The sequence below is a fragment of the Termitidicoccus mucosus genome (assembly GCF_038725785.1).
In the GTDB taxonomy this organism is placed as follows: domain Bacteria; phylum Verrucomicrobiota; class Verrucomicrobiia; order Opitutales; family Opitutaceae; genus Termitidicoccus; species Termitidicoccus mucosus.
In genome coordinates this window covers 5907263-5928594 of the sequence record NZ_CP109796.1, presented here as the reverse complement: position 1 = coordinate 5928594, position 21332 = coordinate 5907263, and the positions used below count along the sequence as shown (strand labels likewise).

Here is a 21332-nt window from a genome sequence, read left to right as displayed (position 1 = left end):
AAAATAATATATTCATTATCTGCGACGGAGGGCGCGCGGTCAGTTTAAGCGCGGAAGCCGATGGGCCGGCCCTGAGTTTTCCACTTAAACCAATTATCAATAGCAATCAGACTGGCGGAGGGCCGGGCAAGACCGTCGCGGGTAAATGCCCTTTTTCCCAACAACGGTCTCGCGGGATCCCGGCCCTCCACCAAAAGTCTGATATTTATTGATAATTGGGTTAAATTGCGGACGCGCCTTTATTTTCAGAATGAGAAGGTGTTGGTGACGGTCCAGGTTTGCGAGGGCGCGATGCCCCAGGCGGCGACCGTGCCGTCCCATTGGGCGGACAACGGGATCAGCTTCTTGCCGTCACCGAGGTTGCGAATGTTGAGCTGGATGCGCCACTTGAGCTTGCGGCTCAGGTTGCGCTCGTAGCCCACCCACAGGTCAACGGCGTCGAGCTTCGGGCCGTAGTAGGGGTGGTCCAGATCGAAGGTGATTTCGTCGATGGAGGACTCGCCGACGGTGGCGGGTTTTTCAATGACCGGGTAGCCGATGACCACTTTGTCCTGCCAGCGGTAGCCGAGACCGATGTTGAAGCCCTTGAGCGGGCCGCTTCTGAAATCGTAGTTGGTGACGAGATTCACACGCCAGCGGCGAAGCTCAGTGGAGTAGGTGCCCTCCTGAAGCTTGAGAAGGGAATAATGCCTGTAGAAGTTGGAGTTCCAACTGATGAGGCCGCCATCGCGGTCGCTGGTGTAAGTCCACATGTTGTAACCGCCGATGCCGGCAAAGGTGGTGTTATTGGCGTCGTTGCCGTGATTACCAGGGGCGATATTGCCTCTGTCAGCCTCAACCTCGGTGGCAGTGGCCCAGCGGAAGTGGTAGGCCTGGCCGGGGCTGCCGTCACGATAAAGGCCGTCGTTGACGGTGATCACACCCTCGCCAGGGCCGGCGACCGGAACAAGGCGCTTGTTGAAGTATTGATTGGCATAGGTGACGAATTCCGTGAGGGCGGAGCCGCCGACGTTGGTGCGCGACGCCTTGGTTTGGGAGGCGTTGACGGTGACGCGCCAGTTTTTCGTGGGATTGGCGGTGAACTCGATTTCCCAGCCCTTGGAGAGCTGGTCCTCGGTGGCCCGGAAGTCGGCGAGAGGGGTCTTCGGGATGGAGCCATATAAACCGTCGAGGTCGTCGAAACCCCAAGCATCGAGAACCCTACGGACCGGCGCCTCGGCGGTAAACGCGCGCCAGGCGGCGACGACGGCCATGCGGGTCAAATTGGAGTGTTCGAGGGATTCTCCCGTCTTTTGGCCAAAGCTCCACGGCGGTGTGCCCGACGGCTGATCGGCATCGAGGTAAACAATGGTTCCGCCGGTACCGCGAGTCGTGCCGTGGTATTGGAATTGATCGATGCGATTTTCGGCGCGACTGATAAAGTTGTTATCGCTGGCTCCGTCCATGAGATACCAAGTGTTGTTGTTGATGACGGAGTTGCCGGCATTTTTATTGTGGGACTCGTATTTGTTGATTTTCAGGACATAGCGCTGGTTCTTGGTGGAGAGCATAATGCCATAGTCCTTGGTATCGCCGGTGGGAGGAGGGAGGGGATTGCCGTAGAGATCGTTGCGGGAACCGGCGACCTGAAAGTTGTCGGACTCGTTGTAGAAGAGGCTGACGTTGACGGGGAGCCTGCCGCGGAGAAACGAGTTGAGCTTGGCGACGACACTCCAGCTCTTGGTGTTGCCCGTATAAACTTGAGGATATAATGCGGGATCGACGTAGGACAGGTCGTATCGGTCAAAGAGCACGTTGCCATAGACGGAGTCGCGCTCACCTGCGAGCGCCCATGACTTGACCCTGTCCTGACGGAGACCGTAGAGGCCGACGAGAGCGCCGTCCCAGAGCCAAGCCTGCCAGGCCACCGCCATGGAAGTGACGACCCGCTTGGAGCGAGTGGCGGCGCGGGTGAGAAGGTCTTGGTCGCCGTTTTCGGCGCTCAGGATGCCGACATTCGTGGTGGTCCAGCCGACGTAGTTGGCGGGATTTTCGGACTGGGTGGAAGTAGCGCCGTTGTAGGGGTTGATCCACTCGGCGGCAGGGTCCACACCGGGACCGGCGTTCCAGGTGGAGTCGAACCACTGGAAGGGCATGGTGTTCGGAATCTGGAGTTTTCCGGTGGCACGGGAGATGCCGGCGCCCTGATAGGTGGCGGCGTTTTTCAGGGAATCCCCGAGGTAAATGGTGGAATTAACGGAACGATTGCTGTCCCCCACAAACCAGGCACCCGTGGTTGGGTTGGCAACGAGCTGGGCGAAGTCGGGCTCCGCGGCGTAGCGGGAGAAGGTTCTGGAGTCGGAGCGCCATCTTTCGGTGCTGAGGAGGCCGGTAAGCGTGTGGCTGCCGAGGAGTTTTCTCAGCCAGCCGCCGCGGCCGCTTTCGTTGAAATCATGCTTGAGGAAGGCGGAGAGGCGGCCGGCGTTGCGCGTGCTTTCGTAGGCGTTGTTGCCGTAGGTCAGGTTGCTTTCGATATAGGGTTGGCCGAAGTGCGGGTTTTCGGTGCCGTCTATATTATGGGTGTTGACGTCCACATAGAGGACGCCGGCGCCGTCAAAGGAGTATTGGCCGTTTTTATAATTGCTGTGGTCATAAGCGAGGTCGAAGCCCATCTTATCCCGGAAGAAAGACTGGGAAAGGGAGGCGCTGAAGTTTTTGAAATCCTGCCATTCCTCCTTGTTGTCACCGTCGAGAAGGTTGTTGTAGAAGTCGAAGATGGAGGCGTCGGTAAGGGTGGATGCTTTCCAGACGCCAAAAGACTGATATTTGGCCCCCTCGTCCACGTTGGCGCGCGCGGCCCAGGCGTTGGTGTTGGCGACGGTGACGCGGCGGGAGTAAGGCAAGCCGAGAGTGCCGTCGATGTCGCCGTTGGACCCAATGCCGCGGATGTTTTTATATTCCGGCATGGTGGCGCGATAGGGGAAGGTTTGCCCGGCATTCGTCTGGAGCCAGATACCGCCATATATGGGGGACTCGCCGAGCCAGGGGGAGAAATCAGGATTGGCAGCACCGGCATTGGGGAGCGGGTGGCCGGCATCCGCTACCGTCCAACGCAGGTATTTATCAATATTGTTAGGATTGGGATTTCCATCACCTGGGTAAGCCGGGTTGGGCGTGGCGGGGTTGAAGGGGATGTTATCATTATAGTTCCGGTTAAACTGGCCGGTATTGGGGCGCCGGTAGGGGACGCCGTTTTCATCGTAGAACCAGCCGCTGTTTTGGACGTAGCGCGGGTCGTAGCCCTGTTTGTTCAGAGCGTCCCACCACTTGGTGACCTGATCGCGCGGGGTGATGGTGCGAGGGTTGTTGCTCTTGACGTCGCCAGACTCGAAATTGAGCTTGAGGGTGGTTTTGTGGCCGTTGCGGCTGAGGAATTTAGGGTCGTAGCGGAGGGTGCCGAAGAAACGCTGGTCGCGACTGTAGGCGGGGTCCTGCCGGTATTTTTCCTCGTTATGGAGAAGGGTGAAACGCACTGAGAGTTCGTCCTTGAGGAGGTTTTGGTTCCAGTCGAGGACGGCACGGTTGGCGCCGTAGGAGCCGACGCGGAGTTCGAGCGAGCCGAAGCTTTTCTTGTGCTCCGCCATCTTGGTGGTCGTGTTGATAATGCCGGCAGGGCTACCAAGGCCGAAGAGAATGGAGTTCGGTCCGCGCTGAATCTCGACACGGCTGACGTTATAGCCATCCCAAGGGATCTCGGAGATGAAGTAGTTGCGAGTGTTGTCGGCGGCGGCGAGACCACGGACGCGGGTGTTGGTGCTGGGGCTGGTGAAGCGACCGGTTTCGTCCTCAACGCCGCCACCACTCGAACCCCTGTAATTACCCTGCAAACCGCCGACTTCGGTGTTTGGGGTATAGGTGAGGAGGGTTTTGTTATCCGTAACGCCCGTGTCCTTGAAAAAATCGGAGGTGATTATGGAGAGCGCGGAACCGACATCCTCGATCTTGGTGTTAATACGGGAGCTGGCGAGCGTCTGGGTGGCATAATAGCCGGTATCGGAAGCGGCTGTGACTTCGTAGGGCGTCAGGTGGACGACCTCGTCGCTGGATGCCTCCGACGCGGTGACAACGGGCACGGCCGAGGTGGGCGGTGGCGGGGTGATGTCGTCGTTGTTGCGGGTGGCTTGGGCCCGGGCGGGCGCGGCGCTGGCAAGGAGCGCGACGATGGCGGTCAGGGACAATATATATTTATATAGGGTTGGTTTCATGGCAGTGTGGTGGTTTGCGAGGAAGTTTTTTCCGCAGCGGCGGTCCGGCGTGCAAATTGCACGCAATCGCATCGTCACGGGACAGGAGCGAGGAACGGGGCCGGGGAAGGAGAGGCGGTTTGTGTCCAAGATACGAAGGGAGGGAGTGGGAAAGCAGCGTGTGTGCAATGAGAGCGCCACAGCTACGCGAGGGAGGAGGTAAGAATCTGCCGACAAGTTGTAGAAAACTTGCTTCGCGCGCACGCGGCTTATAATTCTAATTATAGCGCGGGCAGGCGGCCGCGCCGCAGTCTGTTGCAGAAGCTTTTTAACCACCGATTATCTAGAACGGCTGCGACGCGGTCGAAATAAGACAATTATTTTAGAGTATTTCCCGTTTATTCTGTCGCAACAGGTAGGGGCGGCGCGCGTATTTGTTTAGCGTGATACAGCAAGGCGCGGCCAATTAAACGAAAAATTGAATACAGCGCGTCCCGGATGCGCCTGCACGACGGAGGGGTTACCTCGCTTGCGGCGCGCGGGCATACAGGCCGAGCACCGCGCCGACAAAGCCGCCCGCCGACTGCGTGCCCAGGATGCGGCCGTCCGCATTTTCCTTCAGCACATTCCAAGTGTCGTCGCCGCGGAGGCGGTAGGCGAAGCTGTAGTCTTTTCCCGCGCCCGTGATTCTGAGTTCAATGGACTCGCCCGGTCCGGCGCGGCCGGGCAGCGGCGCGCGGGCGATGATTTCCGGCGCGACGGATTTGCCGGTATGGGTTTCGAGAAAAATCTCCCGCGCCTTCCCGTCCCCGATGCGCACGCCGAGAAAGAAATAATTCGTGTCGTTTTGCAGCGCGGCGAGGCCGGCCTCGCCCGCGGCGGTCTCCGCGTTCACGGCGAGCGTGGCGGCGGCGGTGAAATTCCCGTGCTGCTGGCGACGCGCGATGAAGGAGGGGTTGCCATTGGCGCGGGCGTCCTTGTTTTTCGCGGAGTGCAGCGCGACCGGGCGCGGGGCGATGAGCAGCGAGCCGGGCCGCGCGGTGAGGCTCCACCAACGCTCGCGGGGCGTGCGCAGGAAAACCCACGGCAGCCCGAGGCGCGCGTCGTCGAAGTCATCGCGCCAGGTGAACGAGCCGGTGAGCGGGACGGCGCCGGAGGAGGGCGCGCCCCCGGCCCCGGCGGACGCGGGCAGCCCGGGGCGCGGCAACACGCGCGGCAGGGCGGCGCCTTTTTTCAGGATCACCGGCCAGTCGTTCTCCCACCGCACCGGCAGCAGGAAGGTCTCGCGGCCCGTGTTGTAGTGGTTGCCCTCGTAGGGGCGCACGCCGAGGAAGACCGCCCACCATTCGCCGTTGCCGGCATCGACGAGGGCGGCGTGCCCGAGGCTGGTGACGGGGTCGGGGCGCAATGGGTCCAGGTCGCGCTGGGTGAGGATGGGATTGCCGGGGAAGGGCTCGAACGGCTCCGCGAGCGAGCGCGTGCGAAAGACGACTTGCGAATGGTTGACGCTGGTGCCGCCTTCCGCCGCGCACAGGTAATAAAAACCGTTCCGCTTAAAAATATGCGGACCCTCGATCCACACGGGTTTGTCCGCGAGGCGAACGCCGCCGTTGACGATGATGCGGCCTTTGCCATTCACGGCGCGGACCGCGGGGTCGAACTCCCACAGCCAGATGGCGCGGTGCCCGTCGTAGAGCGGCTTGTTGTCCGGCGGCGGGCCGTTGTGGACGATGTAGGCGCGGCCGTCGTCGTCGAAAAAGAACGAGGGATCGATGCCGTCGATTTCCGGCAGCGTCACCGGGTCGGACCAGGGGCCGGCGGGGTCCTTCGCGGTGACGTAGAAATTGCCAATGCCGCGGACATTGGTGGTTATCATATAAAACAGGCCGTCGTGATGCGTGATGGCCGGCGCGAAGATGCCGCTCGACACGGGCAGCCCGTCGAGGTCGAGCTGCGAGGGGCGGTCGAGGACATGGCCGAGCTGGGTCCAGTTGACCAAGTCGGTGCTGTGGAAAATGGGGACGCCCGGGTAGTAGGAGAAAGAGGAATTAATCAGATAAAAATCCTTTCCCGCGCGGCAAATGTCCGGGTCGGGATAAAAGCCGGGGAGGATGGGATTATAATATTGCGAGGGCGAGGGCGGCTGCCGGTCAAAGACGGGGTCGCGGCCCTCGTAGGTGAACGAGGTAAACTCGGCCCAGCGCGTCTCCGGCGATTCCGCGACGGGGGTGGCGGCGGCAACGACGGTCTGCACCGTCACGGCGGCGCCCTGGAGCGATTCGGATTCGGCGCGCAGCGTGATGGCGCCCGGGTGGCCGGGCTTTCCGCGCACGATCACGAGGCAGTGGCCGTTGAACGCCTCGCGCTCGTGCGACGGGAACGGCACGAAGCTGGTGGGATCGCCGTTGTCGGTGGCGACGATCTCGCCCGGCCCCTCGACGCGGAACGCGATCCGGCTGGCGGCGCGGGGTGCGACGATGCCGTCCCGGTCCAGCACGCGCACGGTCACAAAGGACAAGTCGCATCCGTCGGCCTGGATCACGGGCCGGTCCGGCACGGCCTCAAGCCGCGCGGGCGCCCCCGCTGTTTTCACCGCGGCGTCCGCCCATGCGCCGCCGTTTTTGTAAGCGACGACCTTCAGTTCGCCGGGTTCGTAAACAACCTCGTCCCAGGTCAGGCGGTATTGAAAGGGCGCTTTTTTCTTTCGACCGAGCGACCGGCCGTTGAGAAACAATTCGGCCTCGTCGCCGGAGGTGAAGACGTGCACGGGCGTGACCTCGCCGACGCGCTCCGGCCAGGTCCAGTGCGGCAGGATGTGCGCCATCGGCAGGTCGGGGCGCCAGCGGGATTGGTAGAGATGGAAGCGGTCTTTTTTGAAACCCGCCAGGTCGATGATGCCGCAATACGAACTGCGCGAGGCGTAGTAGGGCGTGGGCTCGCCGAGGTGGTCCCAGCCGGTCCAGACAAATTCGCCGGCCACGAAGGGATGGCGGTCAAGCGAGGCGAAGACCTTGTCCGCAGTGGCGCCGAAATCCACGGCGTGCCGTTCGTAGGCGGTCACGTGGCGGCTGGCCGAGTCACCGCCGCTGCCATCGCGCACGGGCGCGCTGACGAGCGGCGAGACCGGGAACAGATACACGCCGCGGCTGCTGAAGGCCGAAGCCGTCTCGGAGCCGAGGATCACCTTGTCCGGAAACGCGGCGCGGAAGGCCGGATACATCGGCGGGGTGCGGATGCGGTCGGTGCCCTCGAACTCCGGCTCCTGGCGGATGCCCTCGCCCTGATAGTTGAGCGCGATCACATCGACCGCGGCGGGCAGCGGCATGTCGGGTTTGGCAAAGTTCATCGCCGTGGTGGTGGGGCGGGCGGGGTCCTCCTCGCGCACGATGTCGTGCAGGCGCCGCGCGAGGGCGGCGCCCTCTTCGCCGGTGTATTGCTCGCCCACCTCGTTGCCGATGCTCCAGAGAAACACCGACGGGTGGTTGCGGTCGCGGCGGAGCATCGCGCGCATGTCCTGCTCGTGCCAGTCGGGGAAGACGAGGTGGAAGTCGAGCGGGGTTTTCTTGCGCTCCCACGCATCGAAGGACTCGTCCATCACGAGAAAGCCCATCCGGTCGGCCAGCTCCAGCAATTCGGGGGCGGGCGGATTATGCGCGGAGCGGAGGGCGTTGCAGCCCATCTCGCGGAGCAGCTCCAACTGGCGCTGCGCCGCGCGCAGGTTGAAGGCCGCGCCCAGCGCGCCGAGGTCGTGGTGCAAGTTGACGCCTTGCAGGCGGACATGCTCGCCGTTGACGAAAACGCCTTGGCCAGGGTCGAAACGGATGTCGCGAATGCCGAAGCGCGTCTCGTAGCGATCGACCGGCCCGCCGTCCGGCGCGTCCCGCGCAACCGTGGTGACCGCCACGTAGAGGTGCGGCTGTTGCGCGGGCGGCGGCCCCCAGAGCCGCGGACTGGCGAGGGTGACGGAACCCCTGACCTTGGCGCCCGCGCCGGCCCCGACCTGTGTTTTCAGCGGCGCGAAGCGGGCCACGGGCGCGCCGGTTTTCCGCCCGTCGGCGTCGAGCGCGAAGATTTCCGTGGACACGCTCACGGCCTCGCCGGTTTGCGAATCGTTGTCGAGCGCGACCTCCAAATCGATCGTGGCCGACTCCCTCGAAACCTGCCGCGTCGTCACAAATGTGCCCCACTGCGCCACGTGGACCGGATGGGTCTTGGTCAGCCAGACGTGGCGATAGATGCCGCCGCCGGGATACCAGCGCGACGACTCCGGCGGATTGTCGAGGCGGATGGCGAGCTGGTTGATGCCGCCCGGCACGACGTGCGGCGTGAGATCGACGCGCCACGAGGTGTAGCCGGACGGCCAGCCGCCGACCAGCCGGCCATTGAGCCAGACCATCGCGTAGGACATCGCGCCGTCGATTTCGAGGAAGATGGATTTGCCCGCGTCCGCCGCCGGGACGAACAGTTTTTTCCGATACCAGGCCACGCCCCAACTCGGGAGACGTCCCATGCCGCCGGTCGGCCCGCTGGCGAGAAACGGCCCCTTGATCGCCCAGTCATGCGGCAGGTCCACCCGCTCCCACTCGCTGTCGTCGTGGTCGGCCCGCACAAAGGCGAAGTCGCCGCCGGGATTGCCGGGCGGGCGCGCGTGCCGCTTCGCGGGGTCCTTGATGAAGGCGTTGCCGGTGGGCAGAATCCAAGGCTTGAGCACCGGCGCGGGCGTGGCCCCGTCCTCCGGCTTTTCCGCCTCGGTGGGCATGGCGTCGGCCACGGTGTAATCCCGGCTTTGCGTCGCCGGGCGCCGGTCGTAGATCAGGTTGTCCGGGGTTTCCGACGCCTCGTATTTTTTGAAACGCCAGCCCAGGTTCAGGGATGTTTTTTCGCGAAGCGTCTCCGTTGACGATGCCGCCGCGGGCGGTGCCGCCTTCGGGTCGCCGGTCGGGGGCGGGGCGTAATCGACCACCGCGGGCGGGCCGAGGAGTTCGGCGAGAAGCGGCTTCAGGTTTTCCGCCCAGATTTCATAACCTTTCAGCGAAAGGTGCAGCCCGTCCTCCGTCACGCCTTCGAGGAGCGTGCCGTCCTTGTCCGCCAGCTGGTCGTTGATGTCGAGAAAGCGGACGGCGCCGCCGTCGGCGAGCCGGGCGATGCGCGCGTTGGTTTCGTTGATGACCGGGTTCGCGAGGGCGCTGTCGTTGCGCGGGAAAATAGCCGTGAGGACGATGGTGGCGCCAGGGGCCTTGGCCTTGCAGACGCCGAGGATGGCCTCGATGCCTTTGGCCGTCTCGACCGCCGCATTCGGGCGGGGCGTCCCGCCGATGTTGTTGGTGCCGGCAAGCAGCACGATGACCTTGGGATTCACGCCGTCGAGTTCGCCATGGGTGATCCGCCAGAGGATGTTTTGCGTCGAGTCGCCGCCCCAGCCGAAGTTCGCGGCGTTCCAGCCGTGAAAGCTTTTTTGCCAATGCGACAGGTAGCGCGGATAATCCGTCGCGCCCCAGCGCCGCGTGATCGAGTCGCCGAGGAAATAGGCGTCGATCCTGCCCCGGCGGGCCTTGTCGAGGAGCTGCTCGTGCGCGAGCTGGGAGTTGACGTCGCCGCGCCGCCACGCGGCGTCGCCGGGAGCGGAGGCGGCGGGCGCGGCGGTCATTCGCGGCGCGGCGCACGAAAAACAAAACGACGCGGCGAGCGCGCAAAGGCATGCGATGAGGGCCGGGGCATTCGACCGGACGCGGATAATTGAGGTGTTCATATCGGCAAAGGCAGAGGGTTAATTTTGGCTGCGGTTCGAAATAATGTCACCCTGCCGGGATCTTTCTTCTCTGTCTTTATTCTTTCTCTTTCCTCTTTCTTCTTTCCTCCAGCCGGCGTAACGGGCGGAAAAGGAGGCGGGAGAAAGAGGAAAGAGAAAGAATAAAGAGGAAAGAACAAGGGTGGCACCGCTTCGAGCCGCAGGCTTTTGTTTTCAGCTTGCGGCAGGAGACATTGCGTGCCGCGTTCCAAAATACAGATATTATTTTGCTCTAAAGTTAGAGCGCCATGGGTTTTGAAGATATGGACCCGCGCTAAATCCTGCCCCTCTCGCATCCGGCCCGTCTTCCGGGCCAACCCCAAGCCATCATTGAGCCTCCAAAATTAAAAACATGCATCCCTTTCGCAATCCCGACCTCACGCTGGCGGCGCGCATCGACGATCTCGTCTCGCGCCTCACGCTGGAGGAAAAGATCAACCAGCTCGTCCACGAGAACAATCCCGTGGAGCGGCTCGGCATCCCCGCCTACAACTGGTGGAGCGAAGCCTGCCACGGCGTCGGACGCAACGGCCGCGCGACCGTCTTCCCGCAGGTCATCGGCCTCGCCGCCACCTGGAACCGCGCGCTGGTCGGCCGCATCGCCGACGTCATCGCGACCGAGGCGCGCGCCAAGCACCACGCCGCCGACGCCGCCGGGCTGCACGGCCAGTATCAGGGGCTCACGTTCTGGACGCCCAACGTGAACATCTTTCGCGACCCGCGCTGGGGCCGGGGCCAGGAGACGTTCGGCGAGGACCCGCTGCTTTCCGGCGAACTCGGCGCCGCGATGGTGCGCGGGCTCCAGGGCGGGCATCCGCACTATTACAAGGTCACCGCCTGCGCGAAACACTTCGCCGTGCACAGCGGCCCCGAGGACGAGCGCCATTCCTTCGACGCGCGGCCCTCGGCCAAGGATCTCGAGGAAACCTATCTGCCCGCCTTCAAAAAACTCGTGGACGCCGGCGTCGAGGCCGTCATGGGCGCCTACAACCGCGTCCGCGGCGAACCCGCCTGCGCCAGCAAGTTCCTGCTCGGCGAGGTGCTGCGCGGGCGCTGGAAATTCGCCGGCCACGTCGTGAGCGACTGCGGCGCCATCGACGACTTTCACCAGCACCACAAAGTCACCGCCGACGCCGCCGAGTCCGCCGCGCTCGCCGTGCGCCGCGGCTGCGACCTGAACTGCGGGTGCACCTACAACGACCTCGTCGTCGCCGTGCGCCGCGGCCTCGTCTCCGAGGCGGAAATCGACGCGTCGCTGCGCCGCCTGCTCGCGGTGAAATTCCGCCTCGGCCTGTTCGACCCGCCGGAGCGCGTGCCGCACAGCCGGGTGCCCGTGAGCGTGGTGGATTGCGCGGAGCACCGCGCGCTCGCCCGCCTCGCCGCCGCCGAGTCCATCGTGCTGCTGAAAAACAAGGACAACCTGCTTCCGCTCCGCCGCGATCCCGCCAGCATCCTCGTCGTCGGCCCGACCGCCGCGAGCATCAACGTCCTCCTCGGGAACTACTACGGCGTCAGTTCGCGCCTTGTCACGTTGATGGAGGGCATCACCGGGCGCGTGGCCGACGGCACCCGCGTGAAATACCGCGTCGGCTGTCCGCTCTCGCAGGACGGCGCGCCCGGGGTGAACTACACCTTTCCCGCCGCCGAGTCGTCCGAGATCGTCATCGCCGTCATGGGCCTCGACCCGACGCTGGAGGGCGAGGAGGGCGACACCGTCGCCTCCGCCACGGGCGGCGACCGCCGCGCCATCGAGCTGCCGCCCAACCAGCTCGCGTTTCTCCGCGAACTGCGCGGGCACTCGAAAAAACTCGTGCTCGTGCTCACCGGCGGCAGCGCCATCGCGGCGCCCGAGGCGCATGAGCTTTGCGACGCCGTGCTGCACGTCTGGTATCCCGGCTGCGAGGGCGGCACCGCGCTGGCCGATGTGCTGTTCGGCGATGTCCCGCCGTCGGGCCGTCTGCCCGTCACCGTGCCGCGCGCGACCGCCGACCTGCCGCCGTTCGACGACTATGCGATGCGCGGCCGCACCTATCGCTTCGCCGAAAAGGAGCCGCTGTATCCGTTCGGCTTCGGCCTCGGCTACACGCGCGTCGCCTACGGCCCGCTCGCCGTGGAGCCGCCGGCATTGCGTCCCGGCCAAACCGTCATTCTCCGCACCACCGTCGAAAACACCGGCGACCGCGCCGTGAACGAAACCGTGCAATGTTATCTGGTCCCGCCGCGGGACTGGCCGGACGCGCCGCGCGCCGTGCTGCTCGATTTCCAAAAAATCGAGCTGCCCCCGCGCTCGACCATGAAAGTGTTTTTCGAAATCGCGAGCGACGCCTTCCGCCAGTTCGACGCCGAGGGCCGCCCCGTGCTCGCGCCCGGCCGCCACGGGCTGGTCATCGGCTCCGCCTCGCCCGGCCCGCGCGCCATCGCGCTCGGCGCGCCCGAGCCCGCCACCGGGGAAATCCTGGTCGAGCCATAATCAACCATAAACCAGCCGCCCCGCGCCCTCTGCCGGCGCGAAAGTGCGGATCGAATTGCCATGCCACCTCCGCCTTCGCCCATGAAACCGACCCGCCTCCTCATCCCCGCCCTTTTGCTCCTGCTCCCCGCCGTCACGCCGCAGCCGCTTCCCGCGCAGCCGTCCGGCGGCCCCTACGGTCCGATCCGGCAATCGTATGAATTGCCCAAGGACGCCAAACGCATCCACCACGTCGCGCCCGACGGCGAGGCCGAGGCCGGCGGCGACGCTCCCGACCGCCCCACCACGCTGGAGGCCGCCATCGGGCGCGCCGTCACCGGCGATGCGATCATCCTGCGCGGCGGCGTCTATCGCACCGGGGATTTGAAGCTCAACCAAGGCGTCGCCCTCCAGCCTCGCGCCGACGAGCAACCCGTCCTCAAGGGCACGCTGGTGGCCGAAAACTGGGAGCCGCAGGATAACGGTCTGTGGCGCACGACCTGGGAGCGCCTTTTCCCGGCCAGGCCCGCGGACTGGTGGCGGCGCCACCGCGAGGGCCGCCGCACTCCGCCGTGGCTCTTCAACAACGACATGGTTTTTGTCGACGGCCGCCCGCTCAACGCCGTTGGCTGGGAAGGCGCCGTCGATGAGGATTCCTATTATGTCGATTACGAAACCGGGACGGTTTACATCGGCATCGACCCGGCCCGGCGCTGCGTCGAGATCACCGCGTTCGACAGCGCGCTCGTCCGCGTCACCGGCGCCGTCCACGGCAAGACCTCCGACGGCAAGGGCCCGGTCATCCGCGGAATCACCTTCACGCAATACGCCTATCGCGCGATCGAGGTGGAGGGCGCCGAACCCGAGGGTCCGGCCGACCCCGCGAGCTACGGCAAGGACGTCACGGGCACCACCCTCGAACACGTCACCATCACCCATTGTTCGCGCGTCGCGGGATATTTCCGCGGCGACGGGCTCACGCTCCGCCATTGCCTCGTCTCGGACACAAGCACGGAGGGCGTTTATATCATCGCCTCGTCGGACTGCCTGCTCGAAAAAAACATCTTCGCGCGCAACAACGTCGAACGCATCACCGGCTATTACCCGTCCGCGGTGAAGATTTTCAACCAGTCCCACCGCGTCACCTGCCGCGACAATCTTGTCATCGACCAGCCGCACTCGAACGGGATCTGGTATGACGTCGGCAACCGGGACGGCGTGTTCGTCAACAACTGGGTCCAGGACTGCGAGGACGGCTTCTTCTTCGAAATCTCCAAGGGCGCCCTCTGCGCCGGAAACGTCTTTGTCGACTGCCACAAGGGCGTGCGTTCGCTGAATTCCTCCGGCATGCGCGTTTACCACAACACCTTTGTCAACACCGTCGCCTCCTTCGAACGCACCGAGCGCAGCGCGGTCGCCGACCACTTCGGCTGGCACCCGGCCACCGGCCCCGACGTGCACGAGCGCGAGGGCCACGAATTTGTCGGCAATCTCCTCGTCGCGGACTCGCGGTTTGACCGCGAGCTCCTGCGTTTCGAGCAGTCTCCCGCGCTCTGCGGCAAGCTCACCCGGCCGCAGGCCGCGCGCATCGACGACAACGTTTACGTGCGCGACGGCGGCGACGCCCGCACGCTGATCGTGTGGAGCCCCGCCGATGGAAAAGACTGCATGGCCGAACTCAAGTCGGTCGATGCGCTGCGGGCCCTGCATCCCGACTACGAAACCCGCGCCCGGTATCACGCGCTGCCCCCGGACTCCCTGTTCAAGAGCCCGGAGCTGCGCCGCTACCAGCTCATCCGGGACATCTCCATCCCGTCGGCCGCCCGCCTGCCGGCCGACGTGCAACAGGCGCTCGGCCGGCCCGCGGAGGCGGGGCATGCGCCCGGCGCGTATCCCGCGGATTGCCCGTAGCGGTTTTATGATTCGTCGCTATTGTCGATGACTGAAAGCAACAAAAAATTAACCGCAAAGAACACAAAGAGCGCAGGAAACAATCCTGTTTTTCCATGAGTTCTTTGCGTTCTCTGCGCTTAAATAAGCAAACCGGCCATCGAAAATAGCGAGGAACCGGTTTTATTAAATTCACCACAAGGACACGAAGAATTATTTCCACCTTTGTGGTGAATCAAAACGAACCATTATTTTGAACAGAAGGAAACGAAGGGCACCAAGTTCCGAGCGAAGCGACAAGCCTGCCAAACCATAATCATAAAATGTATTCTTCGCTCCCTTCGTTTCCTTCTGTTCAATAAAAAACGATTTCTCCCTTCTTTTCCGCGTCTCCGCGTTTCCGCGATTAATCAAAAAACGAATAAAAAAACCTCTCCGCGCATTCCACGCGTTCCGTGGACCAGTCACAACCGTCAAGCCAACCGCCAGCCCTTCCCCACCCTGCCCGTTCCGATGAAACATCTTCTGCCATTGCTTCTCGCTTTCCTCGTCATGAGCCATCCGCTTTTCCCCTCCCCGCTCCCGCCCGGCGAACCGCTGGTCGAGGGCGGGCCGCTGGCCGCCTTCAAACTCGTCACCGGGCCGGAATACGCGGATGCGGCCGGGTTCAGCACCATCGAAACCGACGGCCCCGGCTTCTCGCGCGCGTGGCGCGTCGAGACGAAACGCGACACCGCGCCGTCGTCCGCCATCGGGCTGCGCGCGCTCACCGGCCGCGCCGTCGCGGAGGGCGACACGGGCCTGCTGCGTTTCTTCGCGCGCACCGTTTCCTCCGCCGACGAGACCGGCGCGGGCCGCGTGTTCATCGTCGTGAGCGACAGCGGCCTCGCGTTCAACAGCAGCTTCGAGCTCGGCGTGAGCTTCGGGCGCGAATGGCGCGAGTTCGTGCTGCCTTTCAGGTTCCACAAGGATTTCCCCCGCGAGGGCGCGGCGGTCATGTTCCACTTCGGCTTCATGCGGCAGACGGTGGAAATCGGCGGGCTCGACGTGCTTTATTACGGGAAAACGCAGACGCTCGACTCGCTTCCGCGCACGCGTTTCACCTACGCCGGGCGCGAGGACGGCGCGGCGTGGCGCGCGGACGCGCTCGCCCGCATCGAGCGCATCCGCAAGGGCGCCTTCAACCTCCGCGTCACCGACGCCGCCGGCCGGCCTGTATCCGATGCGTCGATACGCATCGAGCAGACGCGCCAGGCGTTCCAGTTCGGCACCGCGCTGCAATTCGCGCGCCTCGTCCACGACACGCCCGACAACCTCCGCTACCGCGAACTCACGCTGGAGTTGTTCAACGCCGCCAGCCCGGAGAACGACCTCAAGTGGGGCGCGTGGTCCGGCGACTGGGGCGACCGGTATTCGCCCGCGCAATCCCTCGCCGGCCTGCGCTGGCTGCGCGGCCACGGGATTCCGGTGCGCGGCCACGTGCTGGTCTGGCCCGGCTGGAAAAACCTGCCGCGGCTCGTGCAGGAGCTGCGCGGCACGCCGCGCCAGGACGAGATTCCCCGCGTCATCCGCGAGCACATCCGCACGATGGCGCGCGACACGCGCGGCCTGCTCGAGGAATGGGACGCGCTCAACGAGCCGTTCACCAACCACGACCTCATGGACCTCTTCGGCCCCGAAATCATGGCGGACTGGTTCAAGACCGCCGCCGCCGCGATGCCCGGCGTGCCGCTTTACCTGAATGATTTCAGCAACCACGACCTCACGACTGACGCCGACCACGTGCGCCATTTCGAGGAGACCGCGCGCTTCCTCGTGGAGCGCGGCGCGCCGCTGGGCGGCCTCGGCGTGCAGGCTCACATCGGCTCGCAGCCCAACGCCCCCGCCGAGGTGCTCAAGGTGCTCGACCGCTACGCCGCGTTTAACCTGCCCGTCCGCATCACCGAGTTCGACGTGTGGACGGACGACGAGCAGCTCCAGGCCGACTATACGCGCGATTTTTTCATTCTCTGCTTCAGCCACCCGTCGGTCGTCGGCATCCAGCTCTGGGGATTCTGGGAGGCCTGCCACTGGCGCCCGCAGGCCGCGATGTTCCGCACCGACTGGTCGGAAAAGCCGAACGCCGCCGTTTACCGCTCGCTCGTGCTCGACCAGTGGCGCACGCGGATCGAGGCGCGCACCGATGCAGGCGGGTGCCATGCCGCGCGCGGCTTCCACGGCGATTATCTCGTCACGGTCGAGTCCGGCGGACGCCGCGCCGAAAAGGCGTTTGCCCTGAAACCCGGCGAGCCCGCCTTGAATATCGAAATCGTCCTGCCATGAGGGCGTCCCACATTCTCGCTCCCTTCGCATTTTTTATCGCAGGACTGCTCGCCGCGTTTCCGGCGCGGGCAGCCGCGGGCGCCCGCAATCCCGTCATCCACGCCGACGTGCCCGACATGGCGATGATTCGCGCGGGCGATGTCTATTATATGGCGAGCACCACGATGCACATGGCTCCCGGCGTCCCCATCATGAAGTCGAAAGACTTGATAAATTGGGAAATCGTGAACTACGCGTATGCAACGCTCGACGACGTTGACGAACTCAATCTCACCGACGGCAAGAGCACCTACGGACGCGGTTCGTGGGCGCCCAGCATCCGCCATCGCAACGGCGTCTATTACGTTTCCACATTTTCAAACACGACCGGCAAGACCTACGTTTACACGACCAGGGACATCGAGCGCGGGCCTTGGAAGGCGGTTTCGTTCAAGCCCGCTCTTCACGACCACTCGCTGTTCTTCGACGACGGCGGCCGCGTTTACATGCTGCATGGCGGCGGCAGGCTCTCCCTCGTCGAGCTTCTTCCCGACGCTTCCGGCATCAAGCCCGGCGGCATCGACCGGGTCGTCATCGAAAACGCCGGCGCGCCCGCTGGCCCGGACCTCGGCCTGCCCGCCGAGGGCTCGCAGCTCTTCAAGGTCAACGGCAGATATTACCTTTTCAACATCACCTGGCCGAAGGGCGGCATGCGCACCGTTGTCATCCACCGCGCCGACAAAATCACTGGCCCCTACGAGGGGCGCGTCGCGTTTCAGGACCGGGGCATCGCGCAAGGCGGCCTCATCGACACGCCGGGCGGCGATTGGTATGCGTATCTCTTCCGCGACTGCGGCGCGGTCGGGCGCATCCCGTATCTCGTGCCCGTGACGTGGCAGGACGGTTGGCCCGTGCTCGGCGTCGATGGCAAAGCGCCCGACGCCCTGGAAAAATTACCCGCGAACCAGGGTCTGATTCCCGGCCTCGTCGCCTCGGACGAGTTCACGCGCTGCCCGGGCGAGCCCGCGCTTCCGCCCGTGTGGCAATGGAACCACAATCCCGACAACTCGCTCTGGTCGCTCGCCACGCGCCCCGGATTTCTGCGGCTGACGACCGGGCGGGTTGACGCGGATTTCCTCCTCGCCCGAAACACGCTCACGCAGCGCAACTTCGGCCCGGCGAGCGCGGGTGCAACGGCCATCGACACCGCGGGGATGAAAGACGGCGATTTCGCCGGGCTCGCCCTCCTGCAAAAACGTTACGGCCTCGTCGGCGTGAAAGCCGGGGACGGCGCAAAGCATGTTGTCATGATAAGCGCACAATCCGAAACACCCGTCGAACTCGCGCGCATTCCCCTCGGCCAGGAGACTATTCATCTCCGGGCGGAATGCGATTTCCGCGACCGCGCCGACACGGCCCATTTCTTCTTCAGCCTCGACGGCAGGACGTGGCGTCACATCGGCGAGCCGTTGAAGATGACCTACACCATGCCGCATTTCATGGGCTACCGTTTCGGCCTTTTCCACTACGCGACAAAAAATCCAAGCGGCCACGCCGACTTCGATTATTTCCGCGTGGACAGCCAAATCTCCGAAGACATCAGGCAGCCCGCGACCGATTCCAATTAATCCCATGAAGACAGAAGCCCCCGCCTCCATTCGCCGCCCGTTCCCGCCACTTTACCTTTCCATTGTCGCCTCGCTCCTGGCGGTCCTAGCCGCCGCCGCCCTTCCATCACGGGCCTCCGGCCTGCCCGACGACATCGTGGCGGACGGGAATCCGCCCCCCGGCGCGTTTCCGCTCGTCGTGCAGCACGGCGAAGCGCCTCTCTGGCACGATCCCGCGGATCACGCGGGCGTTGTCCGCGCCATCGGCGATCTCCGGGCGGACATCGGGCGCGTGACCGGCCGCGTCCCGGAAATCGTGACCGCCCGGGAAAGCGCGGCGCCGCGCCCCGTCATCATCGGCACGCTGGGCAGGAGCGCGCTCATCGACGGCCTCGTGAAATCCGGCCGGCTCGACGCGTCCGACCTGGACGGCAAATGGGAAAGTTTCGTCATCACGGTGCTCGACAGGCCGCTCGACGGTCTCGACCAGGCGCTCGTCATCGCGGGCAGCGACAAGCGCGGCACGATCTACGGTATCTACGAACTCTCCCGGCAGCTCGGCGTCTCGCCGTGGCATTGGTGGGCCGACGTGCCGCCCGGGAAACGCGCCGAGGCTTATGTCCTGCCGGGACGCCATGCCTCGGGCGAACCCGCGGTGAAGTATCGCGGCATTTTTCTCAACGACGAGGCGCCCGCGCTCACCGGCTGGGTGCACGAAAAATTCGGCGGCTTCAACCACGCCTTCTACGCCAACGTCTTCGAGCTCATCCTGCGCCTGCGCGGCAATTATCTCTGGCCCGCGATGTGGCCGCCCCAGGCCTTCAACGACAACGATCCCGAAAACCCGCGCCTCGCCGACGAATACGGCGTCGTCATGGGCACCTCGCACCACGAGCCCCTCATGCGCGCCCACGCCGAGTGGGCCGCCCATGGCTCCGGCCCGTGGGATTATTCGAAAAACGCCGCCGCCCTCCGCGAGTTCTGGCGCGGCGGCGTCGAGCGCACGAAAAATTTCGAGAACATCCAGACCATCGGCATGCGCGGCGACGGCGACGAACCCATGTCGCGCGAAAGCAACGTCGCCCTCCTCGAGCGCATCGTCGCCGACCAGCGGCAAATCATCGCCGGGGTCACCGGCAAAAACCCCCGGGACGTGCCCCAAACCTGGGCGCTCTACAAGGAGGTGCAGGCCTACTACGAGGAAGGCATGCGCGTGCCCGACGACGTGACGCTGCTCTGGTGCGACGACAACTGGGGCAACCTGCGCCGCGTGCCCACCGCCGCCGAGCGCGGACGCGCGGGCGGCGCCGGCGTGTATTATCATTTCGACTACGTCGGCGGCCCGCGAAACTACAAATGGCTCAACACCGTGCCCATCGCGAAAATCCGCGAGCAGATGCACCTCGCGTGGCGGCACGGCGCGAACCGCATCTGGATCGTGAACGTGGGTGACTTGAAGCCGATGGAGTTTCCCATCGAGTTTTTCCTCTCGATGGCGTGGAACCCGGAGCGCTGGACGGCGGACAACCTCGACGCGTTTTCCCGCGACTGGGCCGCGCGCAACTTCGGCCCCGCCCATGCCGACGAGATCGCCGCGCTCATCGACGGCTACACGCGCCTCAACGGACGCCGCAAACCCGAACTGCTCGCGCCCGGCACGCTGAACCTCGTCAACTATCGCGAAGGCGAGCGCGTGCTCGCCGAGTGGGCCGACCTCATCGCCCGCGCGGACAAGCTCGTCACCGCGCTGCCCGCCGAATACCGCGACGCCTTCTTCCAGCTCGTCCTCTATCCCGTCCGCGCCAGCGCGGTCGTGCAGGAAATCCACGTTGCCGCCGGCCTCAACCACCTTTACGCGCGCCAGGGCCGCGCCGATGCCAACGCGCCCGCCGCCCGGGCGCGCGCCCTGTTTGCCGAGGATGCGCGGCTCGCCGACGACTACCACGCGCTGCGCGACGGAAAATGGAACCACATGATGTCGCAGATTCGCCTCGGCTACACCTACTGGCAGCAGCCGGATATCGCCGCGCTGCCGCCGCTCATCGAGGTGCGCCCGCGCGCCGGCGCGTCGCTGGCCGTCGCCATCGAGGGCTCGCAAACCGCCTGGCCCAGCGGGGCCGGACGCGCCGTGCTTCCGCCGCTGGACAATTTTGCGCGCGGCACGCGCTGGATCGAAGTCTTCAACCGCGGCGACACGCCTTTCACGTTCACCGTTTCCGCCGACCGGCCGTGGATAAAACTTCCGCCTGCATCCGGCCCCGTTGACAAAACAACCCGCCTTGAAATCGGCGTGGACTGGGACGCCGTCCCTCCCGGAGAAACCCGGGCGCGCCTCGCGATCACCAGCGACGCGGGCGCGTCGCTGGCCGTGGAGCTGCCCGTGAAAAACCATCGCGGCGCGGCGATCCGCCCGGGCGCGTTTGTCGAAAGCGACGGACACATCGCCATCGAGGCTCCGCACGCCGCGCGGGTGATCGACGCCGGCGGCGCGGGCTGGCGCGCGCTGCCGGGCTTCGGGCGCGTGGCCGGCGGCGTGACCGTGTCGCCGGTGGATGCGTCCGAGCGCGAGCCGGGCGGCCCCGGCTCGCCGCGCCTCGAATACGACGTGCATGTCTTCAACGCGGGCGAGATCACGGTGGAGCTGCAATGCGCGCCCTCGCTCGATTTTCTGCCGGGCTCGCCCTTGCGCGTGGCCGTTTCCTTTGATGACGAGGCGCCGCGGATCGTTCCGCTCGCCACGGACGCGACCCTGCGCGACTGGGAGCAGGCGGTGTCGGACGCGGTGCGCCGCGTCACCACGCGCCACACGCTCGCGCGTCCCGGCCACCACGTGCTCAAGCTCTGGATGGTCACGCCCGGCGTGGTCGTCGAGCGCATCGTCATCGACACCGGCGGCCTGCACCCGAGTTACCTCGGCCCGCCCGAGAGCCCTCGCGCCCCGTAGCGCAGGCAGCCCTGCCTGCCGTCGAAAGTGGTCGCGCGCAGCGCGGCATCTTTTTTAACCAGAAAAAATCAGCGACGCTTCGCATCTTCTTTTTCGGCGGCAGGCAGGATGCCTGCGCCACGACGCGCGC

The 21332-nt window shown here is 65.0% G+C and carries 8 protein-coding genes and 3 pseudogenes; 5 read left to right on the top strand and 6 right to left on the bottom strand.

All coding sequences use genetic code 11. The annotated features are described in order from the left end of the window. Nucleotides 1-245 precede the first annotated feature (245 nt). From OH491_RS20690 to OH491_RS20670, 5 genes and pseudogenes are all read right to left on the bottom strand, one after another. Nucleotides 246-4244, bottom strand: coding sequence for a TonB-dependent receptor plug domain-containing protein (locus OH491_RS20690; protein WP_068772633.1), 3999 nt, complete (start codon nt 4242-4244; stop codon nt 246-248). 499 nt (nt 4245-4743) lie between these two features. Then, nucleotides 4744-6336: pseudogene (locus OH491_RS20685) on the bottom strand (glycoside hydrolase family 43 protein); the annotation flags it as partial. A gap of 138 nt (nt 6337-6474) precedes the next feature. Then, nucleotides 6475-9186, bottom strand: a pseudogene (galB, locus tag OH491_RS20680) (beta-galactosidase GalB); the annotation flags it as partial. Nucleotides 9187-9237: 51 nt separating this feature from the next. Beyond that, nucleotides 9238-9870 (bottom strand): annotated as a pseudogene (locus tag OH491_RS20675) (GDSL-type esterase/lipase family protein); the annotation flags it as partial. Between the two features lie 98 nt (nt 9871-9968). Continuing rightward, nucleotides 9969-10223 carry a hypothetical protein gene (locus OH491_RS20670; RefSeq protein WP_145929066.1) on the bottom strand — a complete coding sequence of 85 codons (255 nt, stop codon included), beginning with the start codon at nt 10221-10223 and terminating at the stop codon, nt 9969-9971. Nucleotides 10224-10363: 140 nt separating this feature from the next. Here OH491_RS20670 and OH491_RS20665 point away from each other — a divergent pair, with 140 nt between their 5' ends. Further along, nucleotides 10364-12481 (top strand): glycoside hydrolase family 3 C-terminal domain-containing protein, encoded by a 2118-nt coding sequence (locus OH491_RS20665; protein ID WP_068772634.1) that lies wholly within the window; start codon nt 10364-10366, stop codon nt 12479-12481. 81 nt (nt 12482-12562) lie between these two features. Beyond that, on the top strand, nt 12563-14371 hold the full coding sequence (locus tag OH491_RS20660) for a right-handed parallel beta-helix repeat-containing protein (RefSeq protein WP_068772635.1): 1809 nt from the start codon (nt 12563-12565) through the stop codon (nt 14369-14371). Nucleotides 14372-14563: 192 nt separating this feature from the next. Here OH491_RS20660 and OH491_RS20655 read toward each other — a convergent pair whose 3' ends face one another. After that, on the bottom strand, nt 14564-14911 hold the full coding sequence (locus OH491_RS20655) for a hypothetical protein (protein ID WP_334319657.1): 348 nt from the start codon (nt 14909-14911) through the stop codon (nt 14564-14566). Between OH491_RS20655 and OH491_RS20650 the strand changes: the two genes are divergently transcribed. Genes OH491_RS20650 through OH491_RS20640 form a run of 3 tightly spaced genes read left to right on the top strand, consistent with a single transcriptional unit; the run spans nt 14903 to nt 21202 of the window. Then, complete coding sequence (locus OH491_RS20650; RefSeq protein ID WP_334319658.1) at nt 14903-16672, top strand: endo-1,4-beta-xylanase; 1770 nt, start codon at nt 14903-14905, stop codon at nt 16670-16672. The two genes, OH491_RS20655 and OH491_RS20650, sit on opposite strands and share 9 nt — an antisense overlap. Further along, nucleotides 16669-18279, top strand: coding sequence for a glycoside hydrolase family 43 protein (locus tag OH491_RS20645; RefSeq protein WP_068772637.1), 1611 nt, complete (start codon nt 16669-16671; stop codon nt 18277-18279). Before OH491_RS20650 ends, OH491_RS20645 begins: the two co-directional genes overlap by 4 nt. Before the next feature lie 4 nt (nt 18280-18283). Further along, nucleotides 18284-21202 (top strand): glycosyl hydrolase 115 family protein, encoded by a 2919-nt coding sequence (locus tag OH491_RS20640; RefSeq protein WP_068772638.1) that lies wholly within the window; start codon nt 18284-18286, stop codon nt 21200-21202. The last annotated feature ends 130 nt before the right edge of the window (nt 21203-21332 follow it).